This window comes from Klenkia soli (assembly GCF_900103975.1).
Lineage (GTDB): Bacteria > Actinomycetota > Actinomycetes > Mycobacteriales > Geodermatophilaceae > Klenkia > Klenkia soli.
Map to the genome: position 1 here is coordinate 524,297 of NZ_FNIR01000001.1, position 20,619 is coordinate 544,915.

General features: G+C 75.2%; 23 protein-coding genes. 4 read left to right on the forward strand and 19 right to left on the reverse strand.

What is annotated here, in order from left to right:
- Position 1: 1 nt before the first annotated feature.
- From nuoE to BLS67_RS02735, 7 genes are all read right to left on the reverse strand, one after another.
- Positions 2-1,042, reverse strand: coding sequence for an NADH-quinone oxidoreductase subunit NuoE (gene nuoE, locus BLS67_RS02705; RefSeq protein WP_091238957.1), 1,041 nt, complete (start codon positions 1,040-1,042; stop codon positions 2-4).
- Complete coding sequence (locus BLS67_RS02710; protein WP_091238960.1) at positions 1,039-2,358, reverse strand: NADH-quinone oxidoreductase subunit D; 1,320 nt, start codon at positions 2,356-2,358, stop codon at positions 1,039-1,041. The genes nuoE and BLS67_RS02710 overlap by 4 nt, the downstream gene beginning before the upstream one ends.
- Positions 2,355-3,026: an NADH-quinone oxidoreductase subunit C gene (locus BLS67_RS02715; protein WP_091238962.1), complete on the reverse strand. Its 672-nt coding sequence runs from the start codon at positions 3,024-3,026 to the stop codon at positions 2,355-2,357. Before BLS67_RS02715 ends, BLS67_RS02710 begins: the two co-directional genes overlap by 4 nt.
- Entirely contained in the window at positions 3,023-3,691 is a 669-nt protein-coding gene (locus tag BLS67_RS02720; protein WP_091238965.1) for a NuoB/complex I 20 kDa subunit family protein, read from the reverse strand. Before BLS67_RS02720 ends, BLS67_RS02715 begins: the two co-directional genes overlap by 4 nt.
- A gap of 1 nt (position 3,692) precedes the next feature.
- Positions 3,693-4,055, reverse strand: coding sequence for an NADH-quinone oxidoreductase subunit A (locus BLS67_RS02725; RefSeq protein WP_091238968.1), 363 nt, complete (start codon positions 4,053-4,055; stop codon positions 3,693-3,695).
- 145 nt (positions 4,056-4,200) lie between these two features.
- Positions 4,201-5,445: an NAD(P)/FAD-dependent oxidoreductase gene (locus tag BLS67_RS02730; protein WP_091238972.1), complete on the reverse strand. Its 1,245-nt coding sequence runs from the start codon at positions 5,443-5,445 to the stop codon at positions 4,201-4,203.
- 185 nt (positions 5,446-5,630) lie between these two features.
- Entirely contained in the window at positions 5,631-6,341 is a 711-nt protein-coding gene (locus BLS67_RS02735) for a demethylmenaquinone methyltransferase (RefSeq protein ID WP_165617440.1), read from the reverse strand.
- 40 nt (positions 6,342-6,381) lie between these two features.
- On the opposite strand from BLS67_RS02735, the gene BLS67_RS02740 reads away from it, so the two are divergent.
- Positions 6,382-7,647 carry an isochorismate synthase gene (locus BLS67_RS02740; protein WP_091239436.1) on the forward strand — a complete coding sequence of 422 codons (1,266 nt, stop codon included), beginning with the start codon at positions 6,382-6,384 and terminating at the stop codon, positions 7,645-7,647.
- 22 nt (positions 7,648-7,669) lie between these two features.
- On the opposite strand, the gene menD is transcribed toward BLS67_RS02740, so the two are convergent.
- Positions 7,670-9,436, reverse strand: a complete 1,767-nt coding sequence (gene menD, locus BLS67_RS02745) for a 2-succinyl-5-enolpyruvyl-6-hydroxy-3-cyclohexene-1-carboxylic-acid synthase (protein ID WP_091238976.1) — start codon at positions 9,434-9,436, stop codon at positions 7,670-7,672.
- On the reverse strand, positions 9,433-10,365 hold the full coding sequence (locus BLS67_RS02750; protein ID WP_091238979.1) for an o-succinylbenzoate synthase: 933 nt from the start codon (positions 10,363-10,365) through the stop codon (positions 9,433-9,435). The genes menD and BLS67_RS02750 overlap by 4 nt, the downstream gene beginning before the upstream one ends.
- A gap of 41 nt (positions 10,366-10,406) precedes the next feature.
- Here BLS67_RS02750 and menE point away from each other — a divergent pair, with 41 nt between their 5' ends.
- Positions 10,407-11,534, forward strand: a complete 1,128-nt coding sequence (gene menE, locus BLS67_RS02755) for an o-succinylbenzoate--CoA ligase (RefSeq protein WP_091239439.1) — start codon at positions 10,407-10,409, stop codon at positions 11,532-11,534.
- A complete protein-coding gene (locus BLS67_RS02760; protein ID WP_091238982.1) occupies positions 11,534-12,403 on the forward strand; it encodes a 1,4-dihydroxy-2-naphthoate polyprenyltransferase in 870 nt (289 codons plus the stop codon). Before menE ends, BLS67_RS02760 begins: the two co-directional genes overlap by 1 nt.
- On the opposite strand, the gene BLS67_RS02765 is transcribed toward BLS67_RS02760, so the two are convergent.
- Both BLS67_RS02765 and BLS67_RS02770 read right to left on the reverse strand, forming a co-directional pair.
- On the reverse strand, positions 12,396-12,722 hold the full coding sequence (locus BLS67_RS02765) for a DUF4229 domain-containing protein (protein ID WP_091238985.1): 327 nt from the start codon (positions 12,720-12,722) through the stop codon (positions 12,396-12,398). The genes BLS67_RS02760 and BLS67_RS02765 overlap by 8 nt on opposite strands.
- The gene (locus tag BLS67_RS02770) at positions 12,706-13,182 is read right to left on the reverse strand and encodes an Lrp/AsnC family transcriptional regulator (protein ID WP_341350140.1); all 477 of its coding nucleotides are present in this window, start codon (positions 13,180-13,182) and stop codon (positions 12,706-12,708) included. The genes BLS67_RS02765 and BLS67_RS02770 overlap by 17 nt, the downstream gene beginning before the upstream one ends.
- An 82-nt stretch (positions 13,183-13,264) precedes the next feature.
- On the opposite strand from BLS67_RS02770, the gene BLS67_RS02775 reads away from it, so the two are divergent.
- The gene (locus BLS67_RS02775; protein ID WP_091238992.1) at positions 13,265-13,495 is read left to right on the forward strand and encodes a hypothetical protein; all 231 of its coding nucleotides are present in this window, start codon (positions 13,265-13,267) and stop codon (positions 13,493-13,495) included.
- Between the two features lie 143 nt (positions 13,496-13,638).
- Here the strand turns inward: BLS67_RS02775 and BLS67_RS02780 are convergent, their stop codons facing one another.
- The 8 genes from BLS67_RS02780 to BLS67_RS02815 form a co-directional block, all read right to left on the reverse strand.
- Positions 13,639-14,013 carry a hypothetical protein gene (locus BLS67_RS02780; protein ID WP_091238995.1) on the reverse strand — a complete coding sequence of 125 codons (375 nt, stop codon included), beginning with the start codon at positions 14,011-14,013 and terminating at the stop codon, positions 13,639-13,641.
- A gap of 108 nt (positions 14,014-14,121) precedes the next feature.
- A complete protein-coding gene (ccsB, locus tag BLS67_RS02785; RefSeq protein ID WP_091238999.1) occupies positions 14,122-15,090 on the reverse strand; it encodes a c-type cytochrome biogenesis protein CcsB in 969 nt (322 codons plus the stop codon).
- A complete protein-coding gene (gene resB / locus BLS67_RS02790) occupies positions 15,087-16,577 on the reverse strand; it encodes a cytochrome c biogenesis protein ResB (protein WP_242653747.1) in 1,491 nt (496 codons plus the stop codon). The genes ccsB and resB overlap by 4 nt, the downstream gene beginning before the upstream one ends.
- A 181-nt stretch (positions 16,578-16,758) precedes the next feature.
- The gene (locus tag BLS67_RS02795; RefSeq protein WP_091239003.1) at positions 16,759-17,574 is read right to left on the reverse strand and encodes a cytochrome c biogenesis CcdA family protein; all 816 of its coding nucleotides are present in this window, start codon (positions 17,572-17,574) and stop codon (positions 16,759-16,761) included.
- A gap of 2 nt (positions 17,575-17,576) precedes the next feature.
- Positions 17,577-18,146: a TlpA family protein disulfide reductase gene (locus tag BLS67_RS02800; RefSeq protein WP_091239006.1), complete on the reverse strand. Its 570-nt coding sequence runs from the start codon at positions 18,144-18,146 to the stop codon at positions 17,577-17,579.
- Positions 18,143-18,784: a histidine phosphatase family protein gene (locus BLS67_RS02805; RefSeq protein WP_242653749.1), complete on the reverse strand. Its 642-nt coding sequence runs from the start codon at positions 18,782-18,784 to the stop codon at positions 18,143-18,145. Before BLS67_RS02805 ends, BLS67_RS02800 begins: the two co-directional genes overlap by 4 nt.
- The gene (gene hemL, locus BLS67_RS02810; protein WP_091239008.1) at positions 18,781-20,136 is read right to left on the reverse strand and encodes a glutamate-1-semialdehyde 2,1-aminomutase; all 1,356 of its coding nucleotides are present in this window, start codon (positions 20,134-20,136) and stop codon (positions 18,781-18,783) included. Before hemL ends, BLS67_RS02805 begins: the two co-directional genes overlap by 4 nt.
- Entirely contained in the window at positions 20,133-20,618 is a 486-nt protein-coding gene (locus BLS67_RS02815; protein ID WP_091239012.1) for a hypothetical protein, read from the reverse strand. The genes hemL and BLS67_RS02815 overlap by 4 nt, the downstream gene beginning before the upstream one ends.
- Position 20,619: the final 1 nt, after the last annotated feature.

Sequence of the window (20,619 nt, forward strand, 5' to 3'; positions counted from 1 at the left end):
GTCAGACCTCTCGCTGGACCGACGTGCCCGAGCCCGACTGGGCCTGGCCGTCGGCGTCGGGTGCGGGCGCGTCGCGGTCGGCGGCCTCGCGGCCGGCCGGCTCGGGGCGGTCGGGGTGGTTCTGCTCGGCGCCGGAGCGCTCGGCCGGGTTGCTCGCGGCGGCCACCTCGGCGTCGGCGGCCTGCGCCCCCGGCGTCCCCCCGCCCTCCCCAGGAACCGCGGTGTCCGGGGGCTCTTCCCCGGAGACCGCGGTCTCCGGGGGCTCTTCCCCGAAGACCGCGGTCTCCGGGGGACCGGCGGCCATGGGGGGTGCGGTCTCGCCGCGCTCGGCGGCCAGCCGGACACCGCGCAGGGTGGGGACGCCGGCGCTCGGCCCGTCGACCGCGGACTGGGCGGCCGCGGCGTCGGCGTGCTGGGAGAACCCGGCCAGCTGGCGGGAGACGCCGAGGAAGTCGGTCAGCGGCGCACCACGGGTGGGTGCCGGCCTCTCGCCGCGACGCAGGGCGGCGACCAGCTCGAGGGCCGCGGCGACGTCCTGCTGGTCGTAGAACTCGTAGTCGACCGTGACCACCGGAGCGTAGTCGCAGGCGGCCAGGCACTCGGCGTGCTCGAGGGTGATCGCGCCGTCGGCGGTGGTCTCGTCGTGGTGCACGCCGAGCTCGGCGGCCACCTCGTCGTAGATCTTCTGCCCGCCGAGCACCGCGCAGAGCGTGTTGGTGCAGACGCTGACCAGGTGCCGGCCGGTGGGGCGGCGCTTGAACATCGTGTAGAACGTCGCGACCGCGCCGACCTCGGCCTTGGTCAGCCCCAGCTCCTGCGCGCACAGCGCCACGCCCTCGGGCGAGACGTAGCCCTGCACCGACTGGACCAGGTGCAGCATCGGCAGCAGCGCCGACCGCGGCACCGGGTAGCGGGCCATGATCTCGCGGCACTCGGCGCGGGTGGTCTCGGTCAGCGGCGGGAGGTCCCCGTGCACCTCGACGGCGCTGGAGTCCAGCCCCGTCACCGCCGTCCCCTCCGCTGATCCGGGCAGCGCACTCATCGGTCGACTCCCCCCATCACGGGGTCGATGGAGGCGATGGCCGCGATGACGTCGGCGATCATGCCGCCCTCGCTCATCGCCGCCGTCGCCTGCAGGTTGACGAAGCTGGGGTCGCGCACGTGCACCCGGAAGGGCCGGGTGCCGCCGTCGCTGACCACGTGGAAGCCGAGCTCGCCGCGGGGGCTCTCGATGGCGCTGTAGACCTGCCCGGCCGGCACCCGGAACCCCTCGGTGACCAGCTTGAAGTGGTGGATCAGGGCCTCCATCGACTGGCCCATGATGTGCTTGACGTGGTCGAGGGAGTTGCCCATGCCGTCGGCGCCGAGCGAGAGCTGCGCGGGCCAGGCGATCTTCTTGTCCTCGACCATGACCGGCCCCGGGCGCAGCCGGTCCAGCGCCTGCTCGATGATCTTCAGCGACTCGGAGACCTCGGCCATGCGCACCAGGTAGCGGCCCCAGGCGTCGGCGGTGTCGGCCGTGGGCACCTCGAAGTCGTAGGTCTCGTAGCCGCAGTAGGGCTCGACCTTGCGGAGGTCCCAGGGCAGGCCGGCGCTGCGCAGGATCGGCCCGGTGACGCCGAGGGCGACGCAGCCGGTGACGTCCAGGTAGCCGACGTCGCGCAGCCGGCGCTGCCAGATCGGCTGGCCGGTGAGCAACCGGTGGAAGCCGGCCGCGCGCTCCGGCATGATCGTCAGGAACTCGCGGATCTTGGCCTCGATGCCCTCGGGCAGGTCCTGGGCCAACCCGCCGGGGCGCACGTAGGCGTGGTTCATCCGCAGCCCGGTGATCTCCTCCAGCAGGTCCAGCACGAGCTCGCGCTCGCGGAACCCGTTGGTCATGCCGGTGAGCGCGCCCATCTCCATGCCGAACGTGGCCAGCCCGACCAGGTGCGAGGCGATCCGGTTGAGCTCCATGACCAGCACCCGGATGGTCGTGGCGCGCTCGGGCACCTCGATGCCCAGCAGCTTCTCCACCGCCAGGCAGTAGGCGGTCTCGTTAAACAGCGGCGCCAGGTAGTCCATGCGGGTCACGAAGGTCGTGCCCTGGGTCCAGGTGCGGTACTCGACGTTCTTCTCGATGCCGGTGTGCAGGTAGCCGATGACGACCCGGGCCTTGGTGACCGTCTCGCCCTCGAGGTCGAGCACCAGCCGCAGCACCCCGTGGGTGGAGGGGTGCTGCGGGCCCATGTTGACGACCAGCCGCTCCTCGGCGAGCGGGTCCGAGCCGAAGGTGAGGTCCCAGTCCCCACCGGTGACGGTGTAGACCCGCCCCTCGGTGGTCTCGCGGGAACCGGCGTAGGGATCGGTGGTGGTCACCGGTAGGACCGCCTCTCGTCCGGGGGCGGGATCGTCGCGTCGTGGTACTCCACGGGGACGCCGCCCAGCGGGTAGTCCTTGCGCTGCGGGTGGCCCTCCCAGTCGTCGGGCATGAGGATCCGGGTGAGCGCGGGGTGGCCGTCGAAGACGACGCCGAACATGTCCCAGACCTCCCGCTCGTGCCAGTCCGCCGTCGGGTAGATGCGCGTCGAGCTCGGCACGTGCGGGTCGTCGGCGGTGACCGCGGTCTCCAGCCGGATGCGCCGGCGGTAGGTCATCGAGGTCAGGTGGTGGACGACGTGCAGCCGCTCCCCCGTCGGGCCGCCGGCGTCCAGGTAGTCGACGCCGCTGACGCTGCTGCACAGCTCGAACCGCAGGGCGTCGTCGTCGCGCAGGGCCTGCAGCAGCACCAGCAGGTGCTCGCGGTGCACGAACCAGGTGATCTCGCCGCGGTCGACCAGCACCCGGCGGACGGCGGCGTCGTAGGTGGCCTGCCCGACCGCCTCGGCCAGGGCGTCGGCGACCTCGTCGAACCAGCCGCCGTAGGGCCGCTCGGTGGTGTGCAGCGCGACGGCGCCGCCGGGCTCGACCCGGACCAGCCCGCCGAAGCCGGAGGTGTCGCCGCTGCCGGTGACCCCGAAGGCGCCGGTGCGGAACGCGCCGGTCACGGCCGCTCCCCCGGGAGGAGGACGGCGTTGCCCCCGCGCTGCTCGATGGCGAACTGGCCGGTGCGGCCACGGGCAGCGGCGTCCTCGTAGGCCCTGCGCGCGACCTTGTCGGCGCGCACGGTGCTCGGCATCTCGACGTGGAGGTCCTTCGCCGTGCCGTTCGCGCGGGCGGCGGCGAGGGCGGCGGCCCGCTTCTCGCCCAGCGGCTCGTGCTGGATCTTGTGGTGCAGCTTGAGGATCGCGTCCATGAGCATCTCGGGCCGCGGCGGGCAGCCGGGCAGGTACATGTCCACCGGGACGATGTGGTCGACGCCCTGCACGATCGCGTAGTTGTTGAACATGCCGCCCGAGCTCGAGCAGACGCCCATGGCGAGCACCCAGCGCGGCTCGGGCATCTGGTCGTAGATCTGGCGCAGCACCGGGGCCATCTTCTGGCTCACCCGGCCGGCCACGATCATCAGGTCGGCCTGGCGCGGGGAGGCCCGGAAGACCTCCATGCCGAAGCGGGCCAGGTCGTAGCGGCCGGCGCCCGAGGCCATCATCTCGATCGCGCAGCAGGCCAGCCCGAAGGTGGCCGGCCACAGCGAGGACTTGCGGGTCCAGTTCACCAGCTTCTCGACGCTGGTCAGCAGGACTCCGCTGGGGAGCTTCTCCTCGAGACCCATCTCAGTCCCATTCCAATCCGCCGCGGCGCCAGACGTAGGCGTAGGCGATGAAGACGGTGGCGATGAAGACGACCATCTCGACGAGGCCGAAGACACCGAGCTGGTCGTTGGCGACGGCCCACGGGTAGAGGAAGACGATCTCGATGTCGAAGACGATGAACAACATCGCGGTCAGGTAGTACTTGATCGGGAAGCGACCGCCGGTCAGCGGCTGGTCGACCGGCTCGATGCCGCACTCGTAGGCCTCGAGCTTGGCCGAGTTGTAGCGCCGGGGGCCGATGAACGGCGCCGCGGTGACCGAGAACAGCGCGAAGCCGGCGGCGAGCACGAACAGACCGACCAGGGGGGCGTACGTCGCGAGCATCAGCGCCTCCCCGAGTTCCCGATCTGCTTGTGAATTGATTCACAAGTCGACACGGCTCGACCCTATGCCCGAGGTCACACTTCCCGGAAGGCACCCCCCTCCGGCGCGCCGCAGGTGAGGGCACCCTCAGCAGGGTTCTCGCAGGTCAGCGGGAGGGCGTGAGGCGGTGCAGCACGTCGAGGGTGCGGTCGACGGCGTCGCCGTCCCGGCCGTCGGACAGGTTGCCCATCAGCCGCAGGGCGATGCTCACCGCGGCGGGGCGCTTCAGCCCGTGCGCGGTGGCGAACCGGACCAGCTCGGGCCGGGCCAGGCCCTTGAGGAACAACCCGCCCAGCCGGTGGTGGGCGCCGAACTCGCGGCGCAGGATCTCCGGGTAGCGGCGCAGCTCGGCCTCCCGGGCCGGGCCGGCCGGCTTCGCCAGGGCGGCGAGGACGACGCCGGCGCCGGTGCGGCCGGTCTCCATGGCGTAGGAGATGCCCTCGCCGTTGAACGGGTTGACGGTGCCCGCGGAGTCGCCCACCAGCAGCAGCCCGCGGGTGTAGGCCGGCCGCCGGGACAGCGACGTGGGCAGCCCCGCTCCGCGCAGCGGGGTGCCGGGGGCGTCGGGGTCGATGCCCCACGAGGCCGGCAGGGAGCGCAGCCAGCGCCGGTAGACCGTGCGGGTGTCGTCGTCCCCGGCGTACCGGGTGTCCAGCAGGCCGAAGCCGACGTTCGCCGTGCCGTCGCCCATGCCGAAGAACCAGCCGTAGCCGGGCATCGACTCGGCGTCGGGGCCGTGGTCGGTGAGGTCGAAGGAGATGTCGAGGTAGGGGTCGTGCGACCGCGTCGTCGGCAGGTACTGCCGGACGGCGACCCCGAGCGGGACGTCGGTGCGCCGGTTGAGCCCGAGCGCCTTGGCCAGCCGGCCGGACAGGCCCTCGGCGGAGATGACCAGCGTCGAGCGGAACTCCTCGCCGTCGGCGGCCCGCACACCGCACACCCGGCCTGCGTCGTCCAGCAGCGGTTCGGCGACGGTGACGCCGAACCGGACCTCGGCGCCGGCGGCGACCGCGTGCCGGGCGAGCTGGGCGTCCAGGTCGGCCCGGGTGCGGATCAGCCCACCCGACGGCCACCGGGCCAGCCGCGGCCAGTCGACCTCGACCACCTGGCCGCCGCCGTGCACCCGGAGGCCGCGGTGCCGCACCCAGCCGTCGTCGGCGACGTCGACGTCCATCGCGGCCAGCGCGGCGACCCCGCGGGGGGTCAGGCCGTCGCCGCAGACCTTCTCGCGGGGGAAGTGCGACTTCTCCAGCACCAGGACGTCGAGCCCGGCCCGGGCCAGCCAGTAGGCCGCACTCGACCCGGCGGGTCCGGCGCCCACGACCACGACGTCCCGCTGCTGGTCCACCACGCCCGGAGTCTAGGAAGGGGGCGGCGCGATCGGGTCGGTCGGGTTGGGCACCGGGGAGAGCGGCGCGGGCTCCGACGGCACCGGGTCCACCGGGGTGGGCGGCACGTCGACGGGGCCGGGGTCAGGTGTGGGCGGGAAGGTCATGCACGAGGTGTGCCCCAGGTCACCCACCCCCAACCCCGGCGTCAGGCCTTGACGCCCCGGTGCAGGGCGACGATGCCGCCGGTGAGGTTGCGCCAGGCGACGTCGGTCCAGCCGGCGGCCTGCAGCTTGGCCGCCATCGGGCCCTGGGCGGGCCAGGCGCGGATGGACTCGGCCAGGTAGACGTAGGCGTCGGGGTTGCTGCTCACGCCCCGGGCGATCGAGGGCAGGGCGCGCATCAGGTACTCGAGGTAGACGGTGCGCCACGGCGTCCAGGTCGGGGTGGAGAACTCGCAGACCACCAGCGTGCCGCCCGGCCGCACCACCCGCAGGAACTCGCGCAGCGCCGCGTCGGTGTCGGCCACGTTGCGCAGGCCGAAGGAGATGACGACGCCGTCCACGCTCTCGTCGGCCAGCGGCAGCGCCATGGCGTCGCCGGCCACCATCGGCACGGGGCGGTGCCGACCGGCCCGCAGCATGCCCTGGGAGAAGTCGCAGGCGATCGCCCGCACACCGCCCGAGGCCAGCTCGACGGTCGAGACCCCGGTGCCGGCGGCGACGTCCAGCACGGTCTGCCCGGCGCGGGCGCCCAGCGCCTCGCGGGTGGCCCGCCGCCAGCCGGCGTCCAGCCCGCCCGAGAGGACGGTGTTGGTGAGGTCGTACTTGCCGGCGACCTGGTCGAACATCGCGGCCACCTCGGCGGGCCGCTTGTCCAACGTCGCCCGGTAGCCGTGTGTCGGATCTCCTGCTGTCACGCCCGACGACGATACGGCGGGGCCTCCTACTGTGGAGTACGTGAGCACGGCGACCGGGACGACGACGCGCGAGGTGGTGACCACCCCCCTCGGTCGGCGGCGCAGCGACCTGCTCACCAAGCTCCCCGCGCAGGGTGCCCTGGCGTGGGTGCGCGACGGCGAGGGGCTGGTCGGCTGGGGCGAGGCGGCCCGGCTCGAGGTCACCGGCCCCGGCGCCCTCGACCGCGCCGAGCGGTGGTTCGCGCAGTGGTGCGCCGACACCCGCGTCGACGACCCGGTCGGCCTGCCCGGATCGGGGCCGGTGCTGTTCGGCTCGGTGGCCTTCGACCCCGAGCGCGGCACGTCGGTGTTCGTCGTCCCCGCGGTGGTGCTGGGCCGGCGCGACGGGCAGACCTGGGTGACCACCGCCGGCGACCACGGCGACGACGACCACGAGGTCACCGAGTTCCCCGCCCAGGCCGCCGACGCCTCGATCGGCCGGCTGACCTACGCCGACGGCGCGCTGGACGCGGTCACCTGGTGCGGCGTGGTGTCCGAGGCCGTGCGGCGCATCGGCGCCGGTGACCTGGGCAAGGTCGTGCTGGCCCGCGACGTGCTGGTCACCGCCGACCACCCGCTCGACCCCCGTCGGCTGCTGCTGCGGCTGGCCGCACGGTTCCCCTCGTGCTGGACGTTCGCCGTCGAGGGTCTGATCGGGGCCACCCCCGAGCTGCTGCTGCGGCGCACCGGCGACCAGGTCGGCTCCCGGGTGCTGGCCGGCACCGCCGCCCGCAGCTCCGACCCCGCCGCCGACACCGCGCTGGGCGCCGGGCTCGCCGGCAGCGCCAAGGACCACGCCGAGCACCGGTACGCGATCGACTCCCTGGCCGCCTCGCTGCGGCCGTTCTGCACCGACCTCGACGTCCCGTCCCGGCCGGCCGTGCTGACCCTGCCCAACGTGCGGCACCTGGCCACCGACGTCCGGGGCACCCTGGCGCCGGACGCCCCGGGCCTGCTGGGGCTGCTGGCCGCCGTCCACCCCACGGCGGCCGTCGGCGGCACCCCCCGGGCCGCCGCCCTGGACCTGATCCGCGAGATCGAGGGCATGGACCGCGGCCGGTACGCCGGCCCGGTGGGCTGGGTCGACGCCCGCGGGGACGGCGAGTTCGGGCTGGCCCTGCGCTGCGCCCAGCTCACCGGCGGCGCGGGCGGGGCCGAGGCCCGGTTGTTCGCCGGCTGCGGCATCGTCGGCGACTCCGACCCGATGGCCGAGCTCGCCGAGACCCAGGCCAAGCTCGCCGCCGTCCAGGCCGCGCTGCAGGACTAGCTCGCTCCCGGGCGGCGAGGGGTCAGGCCAGGGCGGCGTGGGCGGCGTCGCGGAGACGCGTGGCCAGGTCGGCCTCGGCGTGCTGGTCTCCCCGGACGACGACCACCCGGGGGCCGCCGAGGGCCAGCGCGCCGGCCAGCTGCGCCGGGTCGTGCACCGCCGTGGCCGCCCAGCCCAGCGCCCGGGCGACCGCCACCAGGTCCCGGCCGTGCGGGGTGCCGAACACCCGGCGGTAGCCCGCGGCGTGCTCGGGCCGCCCCGGCTCGAGCTGGGCGAAGATGCCGCCGCCGTCGTTGTCGGGCACCACGACGGTCAGGTCGGGCACCGTCTCGCCGTCGCCGAGCAGCAACCCCTGCAGGTCGTGCAGGAACGTCAGGTCGCCCATCAGCGCGTAGGCCGGACCGCCGCCGGCGCCCTGGTGGGCCAGCGCCGCCCCGATCGCGGTCGAGACGGTGCCGTCGATGCCGGCGACGCCGCGGTTGGCCAGCACGGTCAGCCCGGCCCGGGGGACGGCGTACCGGTCGACGTCGCGCACCGGGTTGGACGACCCGAGCACCAGCAGCGCCCCGGCGGGCAGCGCCGCCACCAGGTCGCGGGCCAGCCGGGCGGCGGTCAACCGCGGGCTGGCGTCGAGCACCTCGTCGACGGCGGCGCCCACCCGCTGCGCGGCCGTCGTCCACTCGTCGGCCCAGCCGTCGGGGGTCACGTGGCCCGAGACGTCGAGCTCGCCGAGCACCGCGCCGGGGTCGGGCAGGACGCCGCCGACACGGCGGGTGCCGCGGCCGGCGTCGGGCCAGCCGGGGTGCGGGGACACGGTGTCGACGACGACGTCGGGGTGGGCCAGCAGCGCCGCCACCGGCCGGCTCAGCGTGGGCCGGCCGACGACGACCACCCGGTCGGGCCGGTGCGCGGCGGCCCAGGGCACGGCGCCCAGCAGCAGCGCCGCGCCGCGGACCGAGCCGGTGCCGCCCCAGGTGCCGCTGCTCGGCTCGCCCAGCACCGGCCACCCGCGCTGCGCGGCGACCACCGAGGTGCTGCGGCCCAGGGAGACCGGCGCGTCGCCGGCCACCACCAGCGTGCGGCGGGCCCGCCCGGGCGTGCGGGTGGCCGCGGCCGGGGCGCTGACCACCATCGAGCCGGGCCCGGTGCCCACGGCCGCCGCGGTCCACGGGGCGTCGGCCGGCCGGCCGGCCCAGACGCCCGAGGGCAGTGCCGGGCGCGGGTCGTGCCCCTCGGGCAGCAGGGGGTCGCGCAGGGCCAGGTTCAGGTGCACCGGGCCGGGGTCGCCGGACAGCGCGCCGGTGGCGACCAGCAGCGCGCGGGCGGTCAGCGAGCGCCAGTAGCGGTTCTGCGGCTCCTCGCGCCCCACCTCCGGCACCCCCACGTCGGTCGCCCAGCGCACGGCGCCGCCGTAGAGGCCGGCCTGGTCGATCGTCTGGTTGGCACCGGTGCCGCGCAGCTCGGGCGGCCGGTCGGCGGTGAGCAGCAGCAGCGGGATGCCCGACTCGTCGGCCTCGAGCACGGCGGCGTGCAGGTGGGCGGTGGCCGTCCCGGAGGTGGTGAGCACCGGCACCGGGCGGCCCGAGGCCTTGGCCAGGCCCAGGGCGAGGAAGGCCGCGGTGCGCTCGTCGATGCGCACGTGCAGCCGCAGCCGGTCCGACAGCTCGGCCTGGTGCAGGGCCAGCGCGACCGGGGCGGAGCGGGAGCCGGGGCAGACCACGGCGTCGGCGACCCCGCCGCGGACCAGCTCGTCGACCAGCACACGCGCGAAGGCGGTCGAGGGGTTCATGCCGACACCCGGGCCAGCCGGGCCAGCCAGCGCTCCTCGGTCTCCGGGTCGGCGGCGGCCACCCGGTCGGGGACGACGGCCCGCACCGCGAGCGCGCCGTCGACCGGAACCAAGGGGTCGGAGCTGACGTCGGCGGTGAACAGGGACAGGGTGCCCAGCCCGCAGGCGAAGGGCAGCTCGGGCAGCGCGGCGGCCAACGCCACCCCGGCGGCCAGCCCGACCGAGGACTCCAGCGCCGAGGACACCACGCACGGCAACCCGTGCGCCTCCGCGACCTCGAGCGCGGCCCGCACTCCGCCGAGGGGCTGCACCTTGAGGACGACGACGTCGCACGCCTCGCGCAGGTCCACCCCGAGCGGGTCGGCCGAGCGCCGCAGCACCTCGTCGGCGGCCACCCGGACGTCGGTGCGCCGGCGCAGGGCCACCAGCTCCTCGACGGTGGCGACGGGCTGCTCGACGTACTGCAGGTCGAAGCGGTCCAGGGCGCGGATGCGGGCCACGGCGGTGTCGACGTCCCAGGCGGCGTTGGCGTCGACCCGCAGGCCGCCGTCCGGCCCCAGCGCGTCGCGCACGGCCTCGACCCGGGCCTCGTCGTCCGCAGCGGTCTGGCCGGGCTCGGCGACCTTGACCTTCGCCGTGGCGCAGCCCGAGGCGACCACGGCGGCGTGCGCGGCCTCGGGGCCGACCGCCGGCACGATGCAGTTGACGGGGACGGAGTCGCGCAGCGGGGCGGGCCAGCCGACCGTCGCCGCCTCCACCGCGCTGGCCCACCAGCGGCGGCTCTCGGCGTCGTCGTAGTCCCAGAACGGGGAGAACTCGCCCCAGCCGGCCGGACCGCGGACCAGCACGCCGTCCCGGACGTCGATCCGGCGGAACCGGGTGCGCAGCGGGGTGCTGTAGACCCGCACGTCGGTCAGGCCCTCGATCACCGGCCCAGGGTATGCGGGCCCCCGCCGTACCCTGGCTCCTCGTGGCCCGGCAGCTCTCCCTGGTGCCCGCGCCGCCCCTGGGCCCCGCGGTCCTCGACGACGTCTGGCCGGCCCTGCGCGCGGCCCTGGACGGCGACGCCCCGCTGGCCGTGCTCCCCGCCGGCGACGGCCCCGCCGCAGCCGCCCGGGCGGCGGTGCGGCCCGCGGAACCGCTCGAGGACGGCGCCGACCTGGTCGTCGTCACCTCCGGGTCGACCGGCACCCCGCGCGGCGTGCTGCTGTCCGCCGCGGCGGTGCGGGCCAGCGCGACCGCCACCCTCGACCGGCTGGGCGGGCCTGGGCACTGGCTGCTCGCCCTGCCGGTCAGCGCGATCGCCGGGCTGCAGGTGCTGGCCCGGTCCGCGCTCGCCGGCCGCACCCCCGCCGTGCTGCCGGCCGGCGGCTCGCTGACCGACGCCGTGGCGGCGATGCCCGCCGACCGCCGCTACACCGCCCTGGTGCCCACCCAGCTCCGCCGGGCGCTGGCCGCCGAGCCCGACGCGCTGCGCGCGTTCGACGCGGTGCTGGTCGGCGGGGCCGCCACCGACCCCGATCTGCTCGCGGCCGCCCGAGCGGCCGGGGTCGCCGTCGTGACCACCTACGGCATGAGCGAGACCGCGGGCGGCTGCGTCTACGACGGCGTCCCGCTGGACGGCGTCGCCGTGCGGGTCGTGGACGGCGGTGTCGAGCTGGCCGGGCCGCAGCTGGCCCTGGGCTACCGGCTGGACCCGGCCGCGGACGCCTTCGTCGGCGGCTGGTTCCGCACCCGCGACGCCGGCACGTTCGACGGGCAGCGCCTGGTGGTGCACGGCCGGCTGGACGACGTCCTGGTCAGCGGCGGCGTCAACGTCGCCCCGCAGGCCGTCGAGGCCGCGCTGCGCGAGCACCCCGCCGTCGCCGACGCCGTGGTGGCCGGCCGCCCGGACCCCGAGTGGGGCACCCGCGTGGTGGCCGCCGTCGTCCCCTCCCCCGGCGCCGTGCCCGAGCTCGCCGCGCTGCGGGCCTGGGTGGGCGACCGGCTCGGGGCCGCCGCGGCGCCCAAGGAGCTGCACCTGCTCGACGCCGTCCCCGTGCTGCACACCGGCAAGCCCGACCGCCGCGCGGTCGCCGACCTGATCGAAGGAGCCTGATGGCCACCCCTGCCCAGTGGCTGGCCGGCGCCCGCCCGCGCACGCTGCCCGCCGCCGTCGCCCCGGTGCTGGTGGGCACCGGCGTGGCGGTCGCGCTCGACGGCTTCCGGCTGGTCCCCGCACTGCTGGCCCTGCTGATCGCGCTCGCCCTGCAGGTCGGGGTGAACTACGCCAACGACCACTCCGACGGCAAGCGCGGCACCGACGCCGACCGGGTCGGGCCCATGCGGCTGGTCGGGTCCGGCGCGGCGTCGGCGCAGGCGGTGCTGGTGGCCGCGCTGCTGTCCTTCGCCGTGGCGGGCCTCGCCGGGCTGGCGCTGGCCGCGCTGTCGAGCTGGTGGCTGGTCGCCGTCGGCGCGGTCAGCATCGCCGCGGCCTGGACCTACACCGGCGGGCCGATCCCCTACGGCTACCGGGCGCTGGGCGAGGTGTTCGTCTTCGTGTTCTTCGGCCTGGTCGCCGTCGTGGGCACGACGTTCGGCCAGACCCGCACGGTCGAGGGCCTCGCCTTCGCCGCCGCGGTGCCCGTGGGCCTGCTGATCACCGCGATCCTGGTGGTCAACAACCTGCGCGACGTGCACGGGGACGCCGCCGTCGGCAAGCGCACGCTGGCGGTGCTGCTGGGCGAACGGTCCACCCGGGTGTTCTTCGCCGGCCTGCTGGTCGCCGCGTTCGTCGTCGTCGTGCTCATCGGGCTGGCCCGACCGTGGGCGCTGCTGGGTCTGCTGGCCGCGCCGCTGGCCGTCGGCCCGGCGCGCACGGTGCTCTCCGGTGCCACCGGGCCGGCGCTGATCGCCGCCCTCGGCGGCACCGGCAGGGCGACCCTGGTGACCGGGGTGGTGCTCGGGCTGGGCCTCGCGCTCAGCTGACCGGGTCGTCCCCGCCGGCCAGCCGCGCGCGCAGGTCCTCCTTGGCCGCCTTGCGGGTCACCGAGCGGGCGAGCATCGCCTCGGTGAGCCGCTCGCGCAGCGGCTTGAGCAGCACGAACGACAGCGGCATCGACAGCAGCAGGCCGAACAGCAGGCCGGGGAAGCTGCCCAGGCCGAGCAGCCACAGCAGGGCCACCAGCGCCGCGGCCAGCACGAGCCGGCCCAGCGTGTAGAGCGCCAGCAGCGGCCACACCGACGGCGCCTGGGCGGGCCCGCCGGTCGGGCTCACCGGACGGTTGGGCTCACTCTGCGCGGCCATGACGGCCCTCCCACTTGGTCGACAGCACGACGGTCGTCCGGGTGCGCGAGACGCCCCGGATCCTGTTCAACGCGTTGATGGTGTCCTCGAGTGCCGGGATGTCGGTCACCCGCACCTTGAGGACGTAGCCCTCGGTGCCGGCCGTGCGCCAGCAGTCCTGCACCTGCGGCAGCCCGGACATCGCCTCCAGCATGCCGACGTCGTCGTTCTCGTCGCTGTCGATGATGCCGACCAGCGCGGTCACGCCGAGCCCCACCGCCGCCGGGTCGACCACGGCGGTGTAGCCGGTGATCACCCCCGCGGACTCCAGCTTGCCGACCCGCTCGTGCACCGCCGGGGCGGACAGGCCCACCTGCCGCGCGAGCTCGGCGTAGCTCGCCCGGCCGTTGGCCTGCAGCAGCGCGAGCAGCTGCTCGTCGACGGCGTCGATGTCGTCCTCCGGGGTCGGGCGGTGCTGGATGGCTGGCCGCCCCGAGTATCGCCGGGGCGCCTACATTGGGGGTCCGGTGGGTCGTGCAGGACAGCGGGGAAGAGGTGGACCGGTGGTCTTCTTGGTCATGCTCGTCATCGCCATCGCGGTGGTCGTGCTCGTGATGCGGGCCGCAGCGATGCAGGGCGGCGACAAGGGCGGTGGCCCCGGTGGGCTGCGGCGCCCGCGGCCCCCGCGCGGCCCGAAGCCCCCGCCGCGGATCATCGCGCCCGACGACGACCCCGACTTCCTGCGCGAGCTCGACCGCCGCACCCGCCGCGACGACGGCAGCACCCCCGCCTGACCGCACCCGCCGGAGCCGCCCCGCCTCCGTGCGCCCGTCGGTGATCAAGTGACCTGATCCACGGGTGTCCGACCGCACCACCGTTGGTGTGGTCGGCGCCACGGTGATCAGGTCACCTGATCACCGTGGCCAGGGCGAGTGCGTCAGGCGGCGCTGGGGGAACCGCCCGAGCCGCCGAAGATCCGGCGCCAGCCGCCGCGGCGGGCCGGCGGGGGCTCGCTGACCGGTGCGGCCTCGACGCCCTGGGCCGCGGCGTCGAGCACGGCGAGCACCGAGCCGTCGTCGCCGACCGGGGTGGGCTCGGGTGCCGCGGGCCCGGTGGGCTCGACCGGCCAACCGATGCCGTCGCCCCGGTGGGGCTCCTGCGGCCAGCCGACCGCCGACCCCGCGGACGCGTGACCCGCCCGCGGCCCGCCGATGCTGGGCCGCGGCGGTGCACCCGCCCCGGTGCGCCGCAGCATGGCGGTGGCCACGATCGGGTGGACGACGGCTCCGTCGGCGGCACTGTGCTTACCCACAGTGCTGCCCCCTCAGCTCGCTCATGACAGAAGGATGGCACGTCAGAGCGGTCGGGGCACGCGCAGCGCCCAGCTGTCCCCCGATCGGGGATCACGCAGGGTGAGGACCTACTTGAGCCCGCCGTACGAGTGCAGCCCGGTCGACACCATGTTCACGTAGAGCAGGTTGAAGACCATGACGCCCAGGCCGACCACGTTCACCCAGGCCGACGGGCGGCCGCGCCACCCGGCGGTGGTGCGGGCGTGCAGGTAGGCGGCGTAGACCACCCACGCGATGAACGCCCAGGTCTCCTTGGGGTCCCAGCCCCAGAACCGGCCCCAGGCGCTCTCGGCCCAGATGGCGCCGGCGATGACCGCGAAGGTCCAGATCGGGAAGCCGAAGACAGCGGTGCGGTGCGCCGTGCGGTCCAGTGCGGCGGCCGTGGGCAACCGGTGCACGATGCGGGACAGCGGGGCCTCTCCGGCGGCGACCTTGGCCTCGTACCGCGAGCGCACCAGGTACATGACGCTGGCGATGCCCGAGACGAAGAAGATGCCGAAGCCCAGGATCGCCGTGGTGACGTGCACGGCCAGCCAGGCCGAGCGCAGTGCGGCGACCAGCGGGCCGGCCGAGGCGTAGAGGAACAGGCCGATGCCGACCATGGCCAGCACGACCGGGCCCAGCACGAAGACGCCGATGTGCCGCAGGGCCGGGGTCTTGACGGCGAGCACCAGGTAGACGACGACGGCGACGAGCACGACGGCGGTGCCGAACTCGTACATGTTGCCCCAGGGCAGGCGACCGGTGGCCATGCCGCGGGTGATCAGCACGCCGGCCTGCACCAGGGCACCGAGCACGGTCAGCCCCATCGCCACCATGCCCCAGCGCCGGGCCCGGGCGGGCTCCTCGTCGGCGGAGGTGGCGGGCGTCGCCGGGAGGGCCGGGGCGCCACCGCCCGCGGCGACCAGCTCGCGGGCCGGGGCCGTGCGGCCGCCGAACGCGAGCTCGGCGCAGTAGGCGACCACCGCGAGGGAGTAGAGCCCCACCGCGATGGAGAACAGGGTGTCCGACAGCGCGGCGAGCGTTTCGTCTGTCACGAGCTGGGTTTCTCCTCGCTGCGGGTCCGGCGGGCGAGGGCCGCCGCGACGTCGTCGGTCAGTGCGGTGAAGCGGGGTGCGGTGTCGGCGCTGCCACGGGTGAGCGCACCGATGCCGACGACGGTACCCGCGCCGTCGGTGCCGCCGGAGGCGCGCGCGAAGACCCGCTCGCGCCGCAGCAGGAGCATGCCCAGCAGTCCGACCAGGACGGCGACGGCGGCGCCGAGCACCCAGAGCTGGCCGGGGTCGTGGGACAGCTGCATGGCCGCGAACTCCTTGATGCCGGAGAACGTGATCACGGTGCCGTCGTCCAGCGTGGTGGACTCCCCCACCTTGAGGTTCGCCTGGCCGACCTGCTGGAGCGTGCCGCGCTCGAGCTGCGTCTGGTCGATGGAGTACACGTTCTGCGGCAGGCCGGAGTCCAGGCCCAGGTAGCCCTCGTAGACGAACACGGCGACCTGGGGGTCCAGCGGCCGTGGGTCGATGGAGGTGAGCAGGCCGCCGGTCACCGACCCGGTGGGGGCGAACAGGCCCTGCAGGGCCAGCTGGGTGTCGGAGCCGGGCACGTCGGGGAACTTGACCGCGCCCTCGCTGGACATGGTGCGGGTCTCGGTCGGCAGGAACGGGGCCGAGATGTCGGTGAAGGAGTCACCGTTGGCGAAGGTCACGTCGAAGACGGGCGAGAACCCGTGGCCGGTGACGTACACCCGGTCGCCGTCCACGCGCAGGGGGCTGTTGACCCCGATGGTGGTGTTCCGCGTCGCCGAGCCGGCCAGGCCGTAGTCGATGTCGGCGGTGAAGGAGGCCGCGGTGAGGTTGTCCTCGTACTGGGCCTGGAAGTCGTCGAGGGTGACGCACAGCGGGGTCATGTCGGCGGGGTCGACGAACGCGCCCTCGCGGTGGTTGTCGTACTGCTGGAACGTGTTGCAGAACCGTTCGCCCTCGGTGACCAGGATGCTGCCCTCGTAGCCCCAGAGCTTGCCGCCGGCCAGACCGAGCAGCAGCGCCAGCAGCGCCAGGTGGAACACGACGTTGCCGGTCTCCTTGAGGAAACCCTTCTCCGCCGACAGCTCGGGGCCGTGCTTGCCGTCGCGGCGGACCACCCGGAACCGGCGGACCCGCAGCTCCTCCTCGACGACGTCCAGCGCGGCGGCGGCGTCCAGGTCGGTGGGCAGCGTGCGGTTGTCGGGCAGCCGGTGCAGGTGCCGCGGGGCCGGCGGCGGCGCGGCGAACACCGCGCGGCCGTGCTCGATCGCCCGCGGCACGACGCAGCCGATGAGCGAGATGAACAGCAGCAGGTAGATCGCGGCGAACCACGGCGAGCTGAAGACGTCGAACAGGTACAGCGCGTCGAAGACCTTCGCCAGGTCGGGGTGGTCGGAGAAGTAGGCGGTGACCTGGCTCTGCGACAGCGACCGCTGCGGCAGCAGGGAGCCGGGGATGGCGGCGACGGCGAGCAGGAACAGGAGGATCAACGCAGTGCGCATGGCCGTCAGCGACCGCCACCACCGCGTCAACCGTCGCCCTACGGGCTCCAACCGCCGCCACGTGCCGTGCCCGACCGGCCCTGAGCCCGGCCTGGGCACCTCGGCGGGAGCCTTCGGCCCCGCACCTCGGTCCCCACCTCGCAGGGCGCCCTCAGCCACGTCCGTCATCGCACGACCCCACTCACAGGAAGAACTCCCCGAAGCCGGTGGAGGCGAGCCAGGAGCGGAACCAGATCATGCCCTCGCCCCACAGCCCGGTGAGCAGCAGCAGACCCACGACCACCAGCACTGCGCCGCCGAAGCGGCTGACTGCGGCGGCGTGCCGGCGCAGGAACGTCGTCGCCCCGACCGCCCACCGGGCGCCCAGCGCGACGAGCACGAACGGCACGCCGAGACCCAGGCAGTAGGCGACGCCGAGCAGCGCGCCGCGCGTGGCGGTGGCCTCGGAGAACGCCAGCGAGTTCACGGCCGACAGCGTCGGACCCAGGCACGGGGTCCAGCCCAGGCCGAACACCACGCCGAGCAGGGGTGCGCCGGCGAGCCCGGTGGCCGGTCGGATCGACAGCTTCCTGGTGCGCTGCAGGAACGGCAGCCAGCCGAGGAACCCGAGCCCGACGAGCACGGTGACGCCGCCCATCACGCGGGTGATCTCGTCGTTGTAGACCAGCAGCCACCGGCCCAGGCCACCGAAGGCCGCGCCGAAGGCGACGAAGACCGCGGTGAAGCCGAGCACGAACAGCAGCGCACCGGTGACCATGCGGCCCCGCGGGGGCCGCTCGTCGGCGCGGACGGCGGTCGCCACCGCGCCGTCGCCGACCGGCTGCGGGGCGCGGGTGCCGGTGCCGGTGCCGACCAGACCGGTGACGTAGGACAGGTAGCCGGGGACCAGGGGCAACACGCAGGGCGAGGCGAAGCTGATGAGCCCGACCAGCGCGGCGACCGCGGCGGCGACCAGGAACGGGCCGTCGAGCACCAGCTGCCGGAACGTCTCCCCCACGGTCAGTCCTCCTCGAGCAGCAGGTCGAGGGTGGAGCGCAGGTCGTCCTGGCGCACCTCACCGGTGTAGACGGCCGCCACGCGCCCCTCGCGGTCCAGCACGATCGTCGAGGGGATGGCGGTGGCCGGGTAGTCGCGGAAGGCCAGCGCGACCTCGCCGGCCGGGTCGAACAACGACGGGAAGGTGATGCCCTGGTTGGTCACGAACGCCTGGGCCAGCTGCTCCTGGTCCTTGACGTTGAGCCCGAGGAACTGCACGCCCCGGTCGCCGACCTCGTCGTACACCTGCTGGAACTGCGGGGTCTCGACCCGGCAGGGGGCGCACCACGACCCCCAGAAGTTGAGCACCGCGACGTCGCCGGACAGCTCGGTCGAGCTCCAGGCGCCCCCGCCCAGCAGCGTCCCGGAGAACTCCGGCGCCGAGGCCCGCTCGGCCTGGTCGATGACCTCGCCCGCGGGGGTGCCGGCCACGAACCGGAACTCGCCGCCGTTGTTGACGTCGACCTGGTCGGCACCGGTCGAGCACCCGGCCACGGCGAGGACGGCGACCACCGCGACGAGCAGCTTCCTCATGCCCCGCCCACCGCGCCCTTCCCGGCCGGCCCGGCGGGCTCGGCGTAGTCGACGCGCACGAGCTCGTCGCCGGCCCAGGTCAGCGACGTGACGCTGGCCAGGCCGCACTGCCGCTTGCGGGGGTCGTGCAGGTAGCTGCGGCCCTCGACGGTCAGCCGCAGGGTCCAGATCGGCAGCTGGTGGCTGACGCAGACGGCCGCCGAGCCGCGGGCGGCGTCGCGGGCGGTGTGCACCGCGCCGAGCATGCGGGCGGCGATCTCCTTGTAGGGCTCGCCCCACGAGGGCGTGAACGGGTTGCGCAGCCGCCACCAGTTCGCCGGGTGCTTGAGCGCGCCGTCCCCGACCCCGAAGGTCTGGCCCTCGAACTGGTTCCCGGCCTCGATCAACCGGTCGTCGGTGGCGATCTCGAGACCCAGCACCTCGGCGATGGGGGCCGCGGTCTCCTGGGCGCGCTGCAGCGGGGAGGCGACCAGGTGGGTGATCGGCCGGTGCTGGTCGAACCACCCGGCCGCGGCGCGGGCCATGCCGTGCCCGGCCTCGGAGAGGTGGAACCCGGGCAGCCGGCCGTAGAGCACGCCGGTGGGGTTGAACACCTCGCCGTGCCGCATCACGTGCACGGTGGTCAGCTCGGCGGTCACGGCTGCAGCGCCTGGGCGTCGTGCGAGACCGCGGGGGCGGTACCGGGGACGGCGGCCGCGGCGGCCCGGGCGGCGGCCGGCAGCGCGTCGAGCACGTGCTGCACGGCCTCGTCGTCCATCGCGGCGTTGACGAACCAGGACTCGAACGCCGACGGGGGCAGGTAGACCCCGGCGGCCAGCATGGAGTGGAAGAACGCGGTGTGCCGGGCGGTCTCCTGGGTGCGGGCGTCGTCGTAGTCGCGCACCACCCGGCCGTCGGGCACGAAGAACACCGAGAACATCGACCCGGCCGACTGCAGCCGGTGCGCGACCCCGGCCCCGGTCAGCGCGTCGGACACCGCGGCCGACAGCACCCCGGCGACGGCGTCGCAGCGGGCGTAGACCTCGTCGGTGCACAGCCGCAGCGTGGTCAGCCCGGCGGCGACGGCCACGGGGTTCCCGGCGAGGGTGCCCGCCTGGTACACCGGCCCGAGCGGGGCCAGCTGCTGCATGAGCTCGCGGCGGCCGCCGAAGGCCGCGGCCGGCAGCCCGCCGCCCATCACCTTGCCGAAGGTGACCAGGTCGGCGTCGTAGTGCTCGTGCCCCCGCCAGCCCGAGCGGGACACCCGGAAACCGGTCATGACCTCGTCGACCACCAGCAGCGCACCGTGCGCGGCGGTGATCCGGCGGAGCTCGGCGTTGAAGCCCTCCAGCGGCGGGACGACGCCCATGTTGCCGGCGGCGGCCTCGGTGATGACGCAGGCGATCTCGCCGCCGCGCTCGGCGAACACGGCCTCGACCGCGGCGACGTCGTTGTAGGGCAGGACGACGGTGTCGGCGGCCGCACCGGTGGTCACGCCGGGGGTGTCGGGCAGGCCGAGGGTGGCGACGCCGGAGCCGGCCGCGGCCAGCAGCGCGTCGACGTGGCCGTGGTAGCAGCCGGCGAACTTGACCACGACCGCCCGGCCGGTGGCGCCGCGGGCCAGCCGGATGGCCGAGAGCACCGCCTCGGTGCCGGAGTTGACCAGCCGCACCTGCTCGACGCCGGCCCGCTGGACGATCTCGCCGGCCAGGTCGACCTCGCCGGCCGTGGGCGTGCCGAAGGAGAACCCGCGGGTGGCCGCCCCGGTCACCGCCGCGACGACCTCGGGGTGCGCGTGGCCCAGGATCATCGGGCCCCAGGAGCTGACCAGGTCGACGTAGCGCCGGCCGTCGACGTCGGTGATCCAGGGGCCGGCGCCCGACGCCATGAAGCGCGGGGTGCCCCCGACGGCGCGGAAGGCGCGCACCGGTGAGTTGACCCCGCCCGGGGTCACCGCGGCGGCGCGCTCGAACAGGTCGGCCGAGGCCGGGGCGTCGTACGGGTAGGTCACGGCTCCACTGTCCCAGGCCGCTCGTCGGTGCCGGCGGCCCCCGTCAGAGCTGTGCGCAGGGCAGCGGTGAGCTGTGCGGGCCGACGGGTGGGCACGAGCACCGTCGTCCCGTCCGTGCGGCGCAGCGGGAGGCCCACCCGGCCCCGCGGGACGTCGGCCCCGCCGCCCAGCACGGGGGCGCCGACGTCCACGCCGACCTCGCCGTCCAGGGAGGCTGGGTCGATGTCGGCCAGCGGCAGCCGCTCGCGGCCCACGACCAGGCCGGCGTCGTCGCCGCGCTCGGCGACGGTGACGGTCCAGACGCGGTTGGCCGACACGGTGCCGGTGGCGACGATGCCGAGCACGACGACGACGGCGACCACCCACACCAGCAGCGGCACGTCGGCGCCGGGCAGCAGGACGTCCGCGACCGCCAGCAGCGCGAGGACCCCGGCGATGCCCCAGAAGGGCCGCCAGGAGCCACCGCGCTCGACGTAGCTCACC